The following is a 13515-nucleotide window of genomic DNA, read 5'->3' as shown; positions in this document are numbered from 1 at the left end:
GGGGGTTTTTTTTTTGTTGGGGGGGGGGGTTCTCCCCTGTTTGTTAGGGGGGTTCCCCTTTCCCCTTTGGGGCTGGGGGTGGTGTGGCCCCCTGGGTTTCCCCCCCCCCCCCGCCGGTCGGGGATGGACGGTCGGGTGATGTCTCGGTCAGGCGGTGGCCGCCGCGGTGCGGTCGGCTTCGGTGGCGGCTGCCTCGGACTCGGCCGCCGGGGCCTCGGCGGGCTGGGTCTGGCGGGGGATGCCGAGGGCGCACAGCGCGCCGGCGAGCACCACCCCGACGCCCACCCACACGGCAGGGTGCAGGCCGTGGACGAAGGAGATGGGTGACGCCGTGTTCCCGTGGCCGTCGAAGACGGTGCTCAGCACGGCGATGCCGAGCGCGCCGCCCACCTCGCGGACGGTGGTGTTGGCTCCGGAGGCCTTGCCCGCGTACTCCGGGCCGACCGAGCCCAGCACCACGGCCGCGGTGGGCGCGAAGACGAAGCCCATGCCGATGCCGGAGACCACCATCGGCGCGACGAGGGTCGCGTAGGAGGTGTCGGTGCCGGCGATCAGGTTGATCCAGGCCAGTCCGGCGCCCTGGAGGAAGAGGCCGAGGGCCATCAGCCGCCCGCCGCCGACCTTGATGGTCAGCATCCCGGCGACGGGGGCGACGAACATCGGCATCAGCGTCCAGGCCAGGGTCCGCACACCGGCCTCCAGCGGGGTGCGCGGCGGGGCGATCTGCAGGTACTGGGCGAGCAGGAAGAGCGAGCCGAAGACACCGAAGTACATGCTGGCGGAGACGATGTTGGTGAGGGTGAAGGCGCGCACCCGGTAGAAGGAGAGCGGCAGCATCGGCTGCGCGGTGCGGCGTTCCCAGAGCAGGAAGAGGACGAGCAGCACGAATCCGGCGGCGAACGCGCCGAGCACGGTGCCGGACGTCCAGCCGTCGGTGGAGCCGTGCACGATGCCCCAGACCGCGGCGAGCAGCGCGGCGGCGGCCAGCAGCATGCCCGGCAGGTCCAGGCTCGCGCCCTCCAGCCGGCTCTCCTGCAGCACGAAGCGGATCAGCGGCACGGCCACGATGCCCACCGGCACGTTGACCCAGAAGATCCACTGCCAGTCCAGGCCGTCCACCACCGCGCCGCCGACCACCGGGCCCATGGCCACGGCCAGGCCGCTGATGCCGGACCACAGTCCCAGCGCCAGGCCCCGCTTGCGGGCCGGGACGGCCTGGGAGAGCAGGGTGAGCGAGAGCGGCATCACGGCGGAGGCCCCGATGCCCTGCACGGCGCGGGCGGCGATCAGCTCACCGCTGGTGGTGGCGAGGCCGCAGGCGATGGAGGCGAGGGTGAAGAGGGTGATGCCGAGCATGAAGACCCGGCGGCGGCCGAAGCGGTCGCCGAGCGCGGCCGCGGTGAGCAGCAGGCAGGCGAAGCTGAGCACGTAGGCGTTGACGAACCACTGCAGGTCCTGGGTGGAGGCGTCGAGCTTCACGGCCAGCGTGTGCAGCGCGGTCGAGACGACCAGGTTGTCCAGCGCGACCATGAACATCGGGACGCTGGAGGCCACGATCGACAGCCACAGCGGCACCGACCGGGTATCGGGCTTGGTCATGGAGGGTCTCTCCTCGGCGGGTTCGCCAGGGGAGGCGAACGGGATGGACGGTCTGTGCTGGCGGCTGTTCAGGAACGGGATTCGGCGGCCTGCTGCTCGGCGAGGCGGCGCTTGGCGTCGCTCCAGGCGATCGGCAGCTCGCCGACCGGGACCTCCCAGAAGGTGAAGACCGAGTGGCGCATGGCGGGCCGCAACCCCTTCATGATCGAGTTGTGCGGTTCGGTCTTGGCGTAGGCGTAGAGCTGCTCGCGGCTCTCCCAGGCGGAGAGGGTCCAGAAGGTACGGCGCAGCGGATCCGCGATGAGCGAGGCGCCGAGGGCCCCCTGGGCGCCGCGGACCTGCTTCCAGGCCACGAGGGAGCGGAGGAAGAACCGCGGCACGTCTTTCAGCGAACGCACCTCCAGGCGGGAGGCCATGACCAGCGCGGTGGCGAGGCCGGGCCGCGGCGCGTTCGGGGTGGTCCAGGGAAGTGTGGGCATGACTGTGTCTTCCTGGGAGGGGCCTGTTGCGGACGCCGCCCGCGGCCACATTGGACAGTGCCACTATCGATGATAGACAGTAGAACTATCGAATGGCCAGAAGGAAGCGAGCCCGATGCGAATCTCGGAACTGAGCCGGAAGAGTGGGGTCTCCGTGCCCACGATCAAGTTCTACATCCGCGAGGAACTGCTGCCGGCCGGCCGCCTGACCTCGGCGACCCAGGCCGAGTACGACGAGCAGCACCTGCGCCGGCTGCGTCTGATCAGAGCGCTGATCGGGATGCGCGGACTCTCCGTGGAGGCCACCCGGCAGGTGCTGGGAGCCCTCTCCGAGGAACAGTCCTCCCCGCACCTCGTGCTCGGTCTGGCCCTCGGCGCGATCCGGCTCTCGGAGGCGCCCACCGAGGAGTCCGAACAGCTCGCCGCGGTGGACGCGCTGATCCATGAGCTGGGCTGGCAGGTACACAAGGACGCCCCCGCGCGCGGCGTACTGGCCGAGACCCTGGCCAGCCTGCAGCAGTTCGGGATGGCTCTCGACTGGCACGCCCTGCTCCCCTACGCCCGGCTGGCCGAGGAGACCGCCCGCCTGGATCTCGACCAACTGGACGGGGTGACGGACCCTTTGGAGCTGGCCGAGCGCGCCGTCGTCCTCACCACCCTGCTGGAGCCCTCGCTGATGGCGCTGCGCAGGCTCGCCCAGGAACACGAGTCCGCGCAGCGCCACAAGGAGTAGCGCCCGTCGCGTGCGCTCAGCCGTCCAGATCGGCCAGCAACTGGACCGCCGCCTCCTTGCCGGAGGCCCAGGCGGCCTCGTGCGAGCCGATCTGGTCCACGCCCAGCTTCCTGGAGTGGAAGTAGGAGCCGCACAGCTTGACCCGGGTGCCCTCGTTCACCCGGTACATGTCCTGCTGCAAGGCCCGTACCGCGCCGTCCAGGATGGGGTGGGTGTAGCGGAAGCGGGCGATCACCTTCTCCGGGTCGAGCTCGCGCGGGTAGTCCAGGGTGACGAAGTAGTCCCGCTGCGAGGTGAAGTCGTGCAGCTTGTTGAGGTAGTACACGACGTAGGTGCGGGCCTCACCATCCACCTCGGCCTTGCCGTAGTTCCAGGACTCCCAGCGCTCGCGGTTCCCGGAGATGACCGAGGCGTCGGTGTGCAGCACCACGTCGGAGGGGTTGTAGCGCACAGTGGAGAGCACGGTGCGCTGGTGCTCGGTGGGGTGGCGCAGCACCGCCAGGGACTCGTCGGCGTACGCGCCGAGCACCGCGTAGTCGTAGCGCTCGCTGCCGCGCGCGGCGGTGACGGTGACTCCGTCCGCCTCCTGGACGACCGAGGTGACCGGCTCCCCGGTGCGGATCTCCGGGCCGATGGCGGCGATCGCCTTGCGCACATAGCTGATCGAACCGCCGCCCACGGTGCGCCAGTCGACCCGGCGGCCGCCGAGGCCGCCTTCGTCGTGGCCCATGAAGAACGCGATCACGGTGGCGGCCGGCATCTCCCAGATCCGCTCGGCGGGCACCGACCACACCGCCGAGCAGAGCAGGATGAGGTAGGAGCGGCGGAACTCCGCGCCGTAGCCGCCCCGGTCGAGGTACTCCCCCATCGGGATTTCGGCGCGGCCGCGCAGGAAGTCCTTCCGGCCCTCGGCGTGGAAGCGCCGGACCTCGCGCCATACCGGCAGGAACTCCGGGGTCGCCGCGTAGCGGGTGGCCACCTCCTCCTCGGTGAGGTCCAGTTCGCGCGTGCCGTACTCCAGACCGGAGTCCAGGTCGAAGAAGTTGAACCCGCCGGGGTGGACGACCATCTCCACACCGAGTTCGTCGAAGACCGGCGTCATGGTCGGGTAGGCCAGGCGGTTGAAGACGATGAACGCGGTGTCCAGGCCCAGGATGCGGCCGTCGTCGGGCTCTTGCCTGTCCCAGCGGATATGCGAGCGACTTGATCTTCCGCCCCGAGAACCGGAATCCGACAGCGGCAGAGGCGGTCGATCAGGCTCTGGCCCACCGTCCCCTTGCGTTGTGAGATGACCTCAAGTCCAAAGGCAGGTGATCAAGGCAACGACGCTAACGGTGCTTAGGAACGCCGCGAGGTGGCGACCCAGATCCGAAGGCGCCCGCGGCCCGCGCAACACCGTGCTTGGCGGAGCCAAAGGCACCTCCCCGTACGACGCTTGGGAGTTCTACCTCAGCCGACCTGCCCCGTCGGCCGCATCGTGATGTGGTTGATGTCCACGCCCGCGGGCTGGTTGACGGCGAACACAATCGTGTCCGCGATCTGCTCGGCGGTCATCGTGGCGGCTGCCTCGGGGGTGCCGCCGCGGGCGTGCCAGAAGGGGGTGTCCACGATGCCGGGGGCGACAACGGTGACGCCGACTCCGTCCTGGCCGACCAGGAGGCGGGTGTTCTCGGCGAGGGCGTGGGCGGCCCACTTGGTGACGGAGTAGAGGTTGCCGGGGGTGTGGCGGACGCCGGCGACCGAGCCGATGATCACGATTCGGCCCTTGGAGGTCCTCAGGTGGGGCAGGGTCTCCTGGATCAGCAGGGCGGGGCCCAGGACGTTGGTGAGGATCATGGCGCGCATGTCCTCAGGGGCGTGGGTCTCCAGGTTGCCGGGCAGGGAGAAACCAGCGTTGGCTATGACGTTGTCCAGCCGGCCCCAGGTGTCCAGCACGTGGCGGACGGCAGCGGCGACGTCATCCGCTTCGCCGGCGTCGCCGGTGATCGTCAGCAGCCGCTCGCCCGCCTCCGCGGTGGTGGCGAAGGCGGCCAGCTTGCCCGCGTCGCGTCCGGTGACGGCCACGCGGTGGCCCTGTTTGAGCAGGGCGCGGGCGGTGGCGGCGCCGATTCCGGTCGAGCCACCGGTGATCAGCGTGACGGGGTCCATGGGACGGCCTCCTCGGCGGCGGGGTCATCGGGGCAAAGCGCCTGCACTATACCCAGCGATCTTCGACGCTCGCTCCTGGCCTTCTCCGACGGCTCTGCTCCTGACTGTGGATCAGGAGTCGGGCAGTGCCCTGCCGATCAGTTGAGTCGTTGATAGGACTGCAGGACACCCCCCTCCGGCCGTGCTACCCGATACGGATCTCCGCCACCTGCAAGCGGTACTTGCCGGTCTCGTCGGATGCCGGCTTGCCGAGCCTGGTGGCGCGCACGCGGAGTGAATGACGGGGCCCCGACCACCTCTGTTGACTTCTGGCCCCAGGTGCCACAGTCGCGTGTCCGTCAGGCACGCTCCGGCCGGGCGCCACCGCGCTTGTGGAGCAGACCGAGGCCGGCCCCCGGCGCGACGACTCCCATGCCGACGGCGGCCGCGTCCGCCTTCTCGGCCGACGACTGACCGCCGTGCCCGCAGCGCGGTCGCGAGGCGGCGCACCTCCGCCGCTTTCACGGGTGCAGGCCGCACGGCACACCTCGCCGTCGTGCGGGCGAGACCTCTCCGAACGGGACGAGCGTCAGATGACGCTGCGGATCGCCGCCTCGAACCCTTCCACGTGCCCCGCGGCAAGGGCTCCGGCCTTCTCCACATCGCCGTCGATGACGGCGCGCAGCAGGGGGCCGTGCTCGTGGACGTGGCCCGCGAGGCCCGGGAGCCGGTCGAGGAACAGGCACCAGATCCGCGTGGCCAGGTTGTCGTACCTGATCATGGTGTCCTCGAGGTACGGATTCCGGGTCGCGGCGTAGATGGCGCGGTGCACGGCCATGTCCAGCCGAATCAGATCCGCACCGCCGTCGGATGCGTCCGCCAGCTGTACCAGCAACCGTTCGAGACCTGCGCGGTCACCGTCGCCGGCGCGCTCGGCCGCCAGGCTCGCGGCGAGCGGCTCGAGCCGCTTACGGACTTCCGAGATGTGGCCGAGATCGGCGATCTGCACCTCGGTGGCGAAGGTTCCGCGCCGGGGGTAGGCCACGATGAGGCGCTCGTTCTCCAGCCGCTTGAGGGCCTCCCGGACCGGAGTGCGCCCGAAGCCGAGTTCGGCGGCGATCCGCTCGTCGTTGATGGGCTCGCCGGGGCGGATCCGGAGGGTCACCAGACGGTCCGAGATGGCACGGTAGGCCTGGTCAGCCAGCGTTCCATCGCCCTGACCAGCGACGGTCGACCCACTCACCGTGCAGCCCTCCCTTGACGCGACCCGATTCGCCCTCTTAGCGTAGCGCAACAGCAGATTGATATATCAGTCGCCTCTCAGTCGCTCACCAGGGACCTTCCATGACTTCCCACATCCCCGACCAGCGAGCGGCCCGGTCCGCGGTGCTCAGCGCTCAGCTCGACGACTTCGATCCCGAGATCGCCACGGCGATCGAGGCGGAGCTGGCCCGGCAGCGCGGCACCCTGGAGATGATCGCGAGCGAGAACTTCGCACCGCTCGCGGTCATGCAGGCCCAGGGCTCGGTGCTGACCAACAAGTACGCCGAGGGCTACCCCGGACGCCGCTACTACGGCGGCTGCGAGCACGTCGACGCCATCGAGCAGATCGCGATCGACCGCATCAAGCAGCTGTTCGGAGCCGAGGCCGCCAATGTGCAGCCCCACTCCGGCGCGCAGGCCAACGCGGCCGTCATGGCCGCCCTGCTGCAGCCCGGCGACACGATCCTGGGCCTGGACCTCGCTCACGGCGGCCACCTCACCCACGGCATGCGGCTCAATTTCTCCGGACGCCTGTACAAGGTGGCCGCCTATCAGGTCAGCGAGCACGACCACCGCATCGACATGGAGCAGGTCCGCAAGCTCGCCCACGAGCACCGGCCGAAGCTGATCGTGGCCGGCTGGTCGGCCTACCCCCGCCACCTCGACTTCGCGGAGTTCCGGCGCATCGCGGACGAGGTCGGCGCCTACCTGATGGTCGACATGGCCCACTTCGCGGGCCTGGTCGCCGCCGGCCTGCACCCCTCCCCCGTGCCGCACGCGCACGTGGTGACCACCACCACCCACAAGACGCTCGGCGGTCCCCGCGGCGGCGTGATCCTGTCCACCGCCGACCTCGCCAAGAAGATCAACTCCTCGGTCTTCCCCGGCCAGCAGGGCGGCCCCCTCGAACACGTCATCGCGGCGAAGGCCGTGGCCTTCAAGATGGCCGCCCAGCCGGAGTTCGCGGACCGTCAGCGCCGCACGCTGGAAGGAGCGGCGATCCTGGCCGAGCGGCTGCTGGCCGAGGACACCAAGGCGGCCGGAGTCAGCGTGCTGACCGGAGGCACCGACGTCCACCTGGTCCTGGTGGACCTGCGCCATTCCGCACTCGACGGCAAGCAGGCCGAGGACCGGCTGCACCGGATCGGCATCACCGTCAACCGCAATGCCGTCCCCTTCGACCCCCGCCCGCCGATGGTCAGTTCCGGTGTCCGCATCGGCACCCCGGCCCTGGCCGCCCGAGGCTTCGGCGCCGAGGAGTTCACGGAGGTCGCCGACATCGTCGCCACGGCGTTCCTGCCGGGCTTCGACGACCAGGCGGCCGCCGCCCTGCGCGCACGCGTGAAGGTCCTGACGGACCGCTTCCCGCTGTACCCCCTCGACCCGCAGCTCGCGGCCCAGGAAGGTGCCCAGTGACGCACCCGTACGAAAACTCTGCCGCCCGCCCGTCTCCCACCACCCTCAATCGAGCTTCGCGCCCCTCTGCCGGGCCCGGCGACGTCCTGCCCGACCACCCGGACTTCCTGTGGCGCAACCCCGACCCCAAGCCGTCCTACGACGTCGTCATCGTCGGCGGCGGCGGACACGGCCTGGCCACCGCCTACTACCTGGCCAAGAACCACGGCATCACCAATGTCGCCGTGCTGGAGAAGGGCTGGCTCGCGGGCGGCAACATGGCCCGCAACACCACCATCATCCGCTCCAACTACCTCTGGGACGAGAGCTCCGGCATCTACGAGCACTCCCTGAAGCTGTGGGAGACCCTGGAGGAGGACCTCGACTACCCGATCCTCTTCAGCCAGCGCGGCGTACTGAACCTCGCCCACAGCCTGCAGGACATCCGCGACAGCAAGCGCCGCGTCTATGCCAACCAGCTCAACGGCATCGACGCCGAGTGGCTGGAGCCGGACGAGGTCGCCAAGGTCTGCCCCATCGTCAACATCTCCCCCGACGTGCGTTACCCGGTGCTCGGCGCCACCTACCAGCCGCGCGCGGGCATCGCCAAGCACGACTACGTGGCCTGGGGCTTCGCCCGCAGGGCCGACGACTACGGCATCGACCTGATCCAGGACTGCGAGGTCACCGGCCTGGACATCCAGGGCGGCCGCGTGCGCGGCGTGCGGACCACGCGCGGCACCATCGCCGCGGGGAAGGTCGCGCTCGCGGGCGCGGGCCACTCCTCGGTGCTGGCCGCCATGGCCGGCCTGCGGCTGCCGCTGCAGAGCCATCCGCTGCAGGCCCTGGTCTCGGAGCTGCTCGAACCGGTGCACCCGACCGTGGTGATGTCGAACGCCGTGCACGTGTACGTCTCCCAGGCCCACAAGGGCGAACTGGTCATGGGCGCCGGCATCGACAGCTACAACGGCTACGGCCAGCGGGGCGCGTTCCACATCCTGGAGCGCCAGATGGCCGCCGCGCTGGAACTCTTCCCCGTCTTCGCGCGCGCCCACATGCTGCGCACCTGGGCCGGCATCGTCGACGTCACCCCGGACGCCTCGCCCATCGTCGGCCTGACCCCCGTCCAGGACCTCTACCTCAACTGCGGCTGGGGCACCGGCGGCTTCAAGGCGACACCGGGCGTCGGCTGGTGCTTCGCGCACACCATCGCCACGGGTGAACCGCACCCCTACAACGCGCCCTTCACCCTCTCCCGCTTCACCACCGGCGCCCTGGTCGACGAGCACGGCGCGGCCGCCGTCGCCCACTGACCACCGCCCCAGCCAAGGAGAACCCACATGCAGCTCATAGCCTGCCCCTGGTGCGGTGAGCGCGAGGAAATCGAGTTCCACTACGGCGGCCAGGCACATGTCGCCTACCCCGAGGACCCCTACGCGCTCAACGACGAGCAGTGGGCCCAGTACGTCTTCTTCCGCGACAACCCCAAGGGCCCGTTCGCCGAGCGGTGGGTGCACGCGGCCGGCTGCCGACGCTGGTTCAACGCCCTGCGCGACACCGCCACGCACGAGTTCCTCGCGGTCTACGAGATCCGTGCCGCGCACCCCCTCGCCACGAGCACCACACCCGCCGCACAGCAGCGCAAGGGCCAGGAGACCAGCCGATGAACAACCCGTTCCGCGCCTTTGGCCACGGTCACATCGACCGCGGCTCCACGCTCTCCTTCACCTTCGACGGCACCACCTACACCGGCCACCCCGGCGACACGCTCGCCTCGGCCCTGCTGGCCAACGGCGTGCACCACGTGGCCGGCAGCATCAAGTACGGACGGCCGCGCGGCATCCTGGCCGCCGGAGTCGAAGAGCCCAACGCGCTCGTGCAGATCGAGGCCCCCTTCCCCGAGCCGATGCTGACGGCCACCACCGTGGAGCTGTACGAGGGCCTGGTCGCCCGGGGCCTTTCCGGCCAGGGCCGGCTCAGCAGCCAGCCGGACACGGCCCGCTACGACACCATGCACGCCCACTGCGACGTCCTGGTCGTCGGTGCCGGCCCTGCGGGACTGGCCGCCGCGCTGGGCGCCGCCCGTGCCGGAGCCCGCGTGATCCTGGTCGACGAACTCCCGCAGCCCGGCGGGTCGTTGCTCGGCAGCCGGGAGCTGCTCGACGGCAGGCCCGCGACCGAGTGGGTCGGCGAGGTCGTCACCGAGCTCGAGGCCTGCGCGGATGTGCAGGTGCTGCAGCGCACCACCGCGTTCGGCCACTACGACGACGGACTCGTCCTGGCCCTGGAGAAGCGCACGGACCACCTCGGTGCCGCGGCCCCCGCCCACATCTCGCGGCAGCGGATCTGGCGCATCCGCGCCAAGCAGGTCGTGTACGCAACCGGTGCCTACGAGCGCCCGGTCGCGTTCGACGACAACGACCGCCCCGGCATCATGCTGGCCGGCTCGGCGCGCACCTACCTCAACCGCTTCGGCGTACTTCCCGGGCGGCGGGCCGTCGTGTTCACCACGAACGACAGCGCCTATCCGGCGGCACTCGAACTGGCCGACGCGGGCGTGCGGATCGCGGCGGTGACCGACGCCCGCGAGGAGGTGCCGGCGCACTGGCGCGCCGCCTGCGGCGAACGCGGCATCGACGTACACGCGGGCCACGTCGTCACCGGCACCAGCGGCACCGAACGCGTCTCCCGCGCCCACATCGCCCCCTTCGGCCAGGGCCGCCTCGGGAACCGGCAGGGCATCGACTGCGATCTGCTGCTGGTCTCCGGCGGCTGGAACCCGGCCGTGGCCCTCTTCAGCCAGGCCCGCGGCAGCCTCCGCTATGACGCCGGGATCGGCGCCTTCGTACCCGCCCGGGACCTGGACGGCGTCCGTACGGCGGGCTCGGCGACCGGGACGTTCACCCTGGCCGGCTGTCTCACCGACGGCGTGGACGCCGCACGGCAGGCCCTGGCGGCCCTCGGCCGGACCGGCCAGACGATCGCCCTGCCGGCCGCCGCCCCGCTCCCGGACGCAGCGCCCACCCGGGTGCTCTGGCGGGTGCCGAGCCCGCAGGACGGTCACGACGGTCAGGACGGCTCGCACCAGTTCGTCGACCTGCAGCGCGACGCCACCGTCTCCGACGTGCTGCGGGCGACCGGGGCGGGCCTGAAGTCGGTGGAGCACGTCAAGCGCTACACCACGATCGGCACCGCCCACGACCAGGGCCGCACGTCCGGCGTGATGACCTCGGGCATCGTCGCCGAGGCGCTCGGGGTGGACGTCGCCGACCTCGGCACCATGCGCCTGCGTCCGCCCGCCGTGCCGGTGGCCTTCGCCGCCCTCGCGGGCCGCAACCGCGGCGAGCTGTTCGACCCGGTACGGGTGACCGCGCTGCATCCCTGGCACGTCGAGCACGGCGCCCTGTTCGAGGACGTCGGCCAGTGGAAGCGCCCCTGGTACTACCCCAGGGCGGACGAGACCATGGAGGAGGCCGTGCTGCGCGAGTGCCGGGCCGCCCGCACCGGCGTCGCGATGATGGACGGCTCCACGCTGGGCAAGATCACCGTGCAGGGCCCGGACGCCGGCGTACTGCTGGACCGGCTCTACACGAACATGATGAGCACGCTGAAGGTGGGCCGGGTCCGCTACGGCGTGATGTGCGGCGTGGACGGCATGGCCATCGACGACGGCACCGTGATCCGGGTGGCCGAGCAGGAGTTCCTGCTGACCACGACCACCGGCAACGCGGCCAAGATCCTCGAATGGATGGAGGAGTGGCTGCAGACGGAGTGGCCCGACCTGCGCGTGCACCTCACCTCCGTCACCGAGCACTGGGTGACGATCCCCCTGGTCGGCCCCCGCTCCCGCGACGTACTGGCCCTGGTGGCCCCGGACCTGGACGTCAGTAACGACGCCTTCCCCTTCATGTCCTGGCAGGACACCACGGTCGCCGGCGTGTCGGCGCGCGTGTGCCGCATCAGCTTCTCCGGCGAACTCGCCTACGAGATCAACGTGCCCGCCTGGTACGGCATCACGGTGTGGAAGGCCCTCCACGCGGCCGGCAGCCCGTTCGGCATCACCCCGTACGGCACCGAGACCATGCACGTGCTGCGCGCGGAGAAGGCCTACCCGATCATCGGGCAGGACACCGACGGCACCGTCACCCCGCAGGACCTGGGCATGTCATGGGTCGTGTCCAAGAAGAAGCCGGACTTCATCGGCAAGCGGTCCTTCGCCCGTGCGGAGAACCAGCGCGACGACCGCAAGCAACTGGTGGGTCTGCTGCCGGCCGACGAGCGGGTCCTGCTGCCGGAAGGCGCCCAGATCATCGCCACCAGCAGCATTCCGGAGCCACCGGTCCCCATGCTGGGCCACGTCACCTCCAGCTACCGCAGCGACGCCCTGCAACGGACGTTCGCCCTGGCTCTGGTGCGCTCGGGGACCCAGCGCATCGGCGAAACCCTCTACGTCCCCCTGGACGGCCGGACCGTCCCCGTCACCGTGACCGACCCCGTGCTCTTCGACAAGGAGGGAACTCGCCGTGACGGTTGAGACGCCCACCCGCTTCAGCCCCCTGGCCGCATGGCACGACAGCTTCGCGCAGTTGCCGACCGGTCTGCAGGTGCGGGAACTGCCCTTCCTGACCCAGCTCACCCTGCGGGTGGAGCCCGGCAGTCCTGCGGCGAAGGCCGTCGAGGCCTGCCTCGACATCACGCTGCCGGGCCCGGTGCGCGCCGAGATGTCGGGCGACGTCAAGGCACTGTGGATGGGCCCGGACGAATGGCTGCTGGTGGCTCCCGACGGCCGGCGGCAGGACCTTCTCACTCGGCTGCGTTCGGCCATCGGTGAGGACGACTTCGCCACCGTCACCGACGTCTCCGCGCAGCGCACCACGCTGGCCCTGTCGGGGCACCTCGTCCGCAAGGTACTGGCGCACGGTTGTGCCATCGATCTGGATCCCCGGGTGACACCCGTCGGTTCCTGCCCGACCACGCTGCTGGCCCAGGCGCCGGTCACCCTCGTGGTGCGAGGAGAAGGAGCGTCCAGCGTCTGGCTGCTGGTGCGCGCCTCGTTCGCGTCCTACCTCGCCACCTGGCTGCTCGACGCCTGCACGGAGTACCGGGGAAGCACCGGATGAGCATCAGCGTCTTCGACATGTTCAAGGTCGGCATCGGCCCCTCCAGCTCCCACACCGTCGGCCCCATGCGTGCTGCGCACTCCTTCGCGTACGCCCTGGAGCAGGACGGCCTGCTGGAGGAGACGAGCCACGTACGTGTCGAGCTGTTCGGCTCGCTGGGCGCCACCGGGCACGGGCCGGCGGGCCAACCCGGGGTCGTCTTGCAGGGGCTCTGGCCGAACCCCGCGCAACGGCGCGGATTGCGGCAAAGGACCGGGCCCCGCCGCGATGGCGGGGCCCGGTCGCTCGTTCCCGGTACGCGGTCGCGGTCGGCCGGTCGGCCGCCGCCTCACTCCGGTCGCTCGTGCGGCGCCTTGTCCTCCGCGGGATAGAAGGCCGCGGGGAATTGGGGATCCGCGACCGTGAACGGCTGGAACCCGGCGTCCGCGATCGTCCGGTAGATGAACTCGGGGACGGACATGGCGAGCTGGTGCCACTGCTCACCGTATTCCAGCCATGCGACCAGCGGCCAGGTGGCGGGGTCGGCCGTGCTGTCGGCGAGCCAGTAGAACCTGCCCGCCGTCTCCGACCTGCCCCACATGATCAGGCCCTTGCCCTCGGCCGGCTGGTAGAGGGTGAACGGGCTGAAGTACCGGGCCATCCACTCCGGATCTCGCTCGGAGTCCTCGCGCAGACCCTGCCAGAAGCGCAGGCGGGAGTCCGTGCCCTCACCGCCGTGCAGGGCGAACAGATAGTAGGAGAACGATCCCGGCCCGACCGGTTGAGGCAGCGTCATTGTCGCCAACGAGGCATTCGGCTT

General features: G+C 70.6%; 10 protein-coding genes and 2 pseudogenes. 6 read left to right on the top strand and 6 right to left on the bottom strand.

All coding sequences use genetic code 11. The features are described from left to right. Window positions 1-147: 147 nt before the first annotated feature. The gene (locus tag ACZ4SW_RS27875) at window positions 148-1599 is read right to left on the bottom strand and encodes an MFS transporter (protein WP_468251098.1); all 1452 of its coding nucleotides are present in this window, start codon (window positions 1597-1599) and stop codon (window positions 148-150) included. A gap of 68 nt (window positions 1600-1667) precedes the next feature. Beyond that, on the bottom strand, window positions 1668-2078 hold the full coding sequence (locus ACZ4SW_RS27870) for a DUF3291 domain-containing protein (RefSeq protein WP_468251096.1): 411 nt from the start codon (window positions 2076-2078) through the stop codon (window positions 1668-1670). A 115-nt stretch (window positions 2079-2193) separates the two neighbouring features. Between ACZ4SW_RS27870 and ACZ4SW_RS27865 the strand changes: the two genes are divergently transcribed. Next, window positions 2194-2811 (top strand): MerR family transcriptional regulator, encoded by a 618-nt coding sequence (locus ACZ4SW_RS27865; protein WP_468251094.1) that lies wholly within the window; start codon window positions 2194-2196, stop codon window positions 2809-2811. Between the two features lie 16 nt (window positions 2812-2827). Here the strand turns inward: ACZ4SW_RS27865 and ACZ4SW_RS27860 are convergent, their stop codons facing one another. The 3 genes from ACZ4SW_RS27860 to ACZ4SW_RS27850 all read right to left on the bottom strand — a co-directional run bounded on the left by ACZ4SW_RS27860 (window position 2828) and on the right by ACZ4SW_RS27850 (window position 6181). After that, window positions 2828-3943 (bottom strand): FAD-dependent oxidoreductase, encoded by a 1116-nt coding sequence (locus tag ACZ4SW_RS27860; RefSeq protein ID WP_468251247.1) that lies wholly within the window; start codon window positions 3941-3943, stop codon window positions 2828-2830. Between the two features lie 317 nt (window positions 3944-4260). Further along, window positions 4261-4959, bottom strand: a complete 699-nt coding sequence (locus ACZ4SW_RS27855) for an SDR family oxidoreductase (protein ID WP_468251093.1) — start codon at window positions 4957-4959, stop codon at window positions 4261-4263. A 568-nt stretch (window positions 4960-5527) separates the two neighbouring features. Continuing rightward, window positions 5528-6181: a GntR family transcriptional regulator gene (locus ACZ4SW_RS27850; protein ID WP_468251091.1), complete on the bottom strand. Its 654-nt coding sequence runs from the start codon at window positions 6179-6181 to the stop codon at window positions 5528-5530. 101 nt (window positions 6182-6282) lie between these two features. On the opposite strand from ACZ4SW_RS27850, the gene glyA reads away from it, so the two are divergent. The 5 genes and pseudogenes from glyA to ACZ4SW_RS27825 form a co-directional block, all read left to right on the top strand. Then, a complete protein-coding gene (gene glyA, locus ACZ4SW_RS27845; RefSeq protein ID WP_468251089.1) occupies window positions 6283-7617 on the top strand; it encodes a serine hydroxymethyltransferase in 1335 nt (444 codons plus the stop codon). 86 nt (window positions 7618-7703) lie between these two features. Further along, window positions 7704-8909, top strand: a complete 1206-nt coding sequence (locus tag ACZ4SW_RS27840; protein WP_468251245.1) for a sarcosine oxidase subunit beta family protein — start codon at window positions 7704-7706, stop codon at window positions 8907-8909. Window positions 8910-8936: 27 nt separating this feature from the next. Next, window positions 8937-12130 (top strand): annotated as a pseudogene (locus ACZ4SW_RS27835) (sarcosine oxidase subunit delta family protein). After that, window positions 12120-12716, top strand: coding sequence for a sarcosine oxidase subunit gamma (locus ACZ4SW_RS27830; protein WP_468251087.1), 597 nt, complete (start codon window positions 12120-12122; stop codon window positions 12714-12716). The pseudogene ACZ4SW_RS27835 and the gene ACZ4SW_RS27830 overlap by 11 nt, the downstream one beginning before the upstream one ends. Continuing rightward, window positions 12713-12928: pseudogene (locus ACZ4SW_RS27825) on the top strand (serine dehydratase beta chain); the annotation flags it as partial. The gene ACZ4SW_RS27830 and the pseudogene ACZ4SW_RS27825, both read left to right, overlap by 4 nt. Before the next feature lie 116 nt (window positions 12929-13044). On the opposite strand, the gene ACZ4SW_RS27820 reads toward ACZ4SW_RS27825, so the two are convergent. Then, window positions 13045-13491, bottom strand: a complete 447-nt coding sequence (locus ACZ4SW_RS27820; RefSeq protein ID WP_468251085.1) for a hypothetical protein — start codon at window positions 13489-13491, stop codon at window positions 13045-13047. Window positions 13492-13515 lie beyond the last annotated feature (24 nt).

The sequence above is a fragment of the Streptomyces sp. NPDC028331 genome, assembly GCF_055565775.1.
Note: the sequence above shows the minus strand (reverse complement) of the source record. Positions and strands in the feature narration are given on the sequence as shown.

Coding starts and splice junctions, on each gene's coding strand:
- ACZ4SW_RS27820 (WP_468251085.1), bottom strand. CDS start 13,491: ATGACGCTGCCTCAACCGGTCGGGCCGGGATCGTTCTCCTACTATCTG.
- ACZ4SW_RS27870 (WP_468251096.1), bottom strand. CDS start 2,078: ATGCCCACACTTCCCTGGACCACCCCGAACGCGCCGCGGCCCGGCCTC.
- ACZ4SW_RS27875 (WP_468251098.1), bottom strand. CDS start 1,599: ATGACCAAGCCCGATACCCGGTCGGTGCCGCTGTGGCTGTCGATCGTG.
- glyA (WP_468251089.1), top strand. CDS start 6,283: ATGACTTCCCACATCCCCGACCAGCGAGCGGCCCGGTCCGCGGTGCTC.
- ACZ4SW_RS27865 (WP_468251094.1), top strand. CDS start 2,194: ATGCGAATCTCGGAACTGAGCCGGAAGAGTGGGGTCTCCGTGCCCACG.
- ACZ4SW_RS27855 (WP_468251093.1), bottom strand. CDS start 4,959: ATGGACCCCGTCACGCTGATCACCGGTGGCTCGACCGGAATCGGCGCC.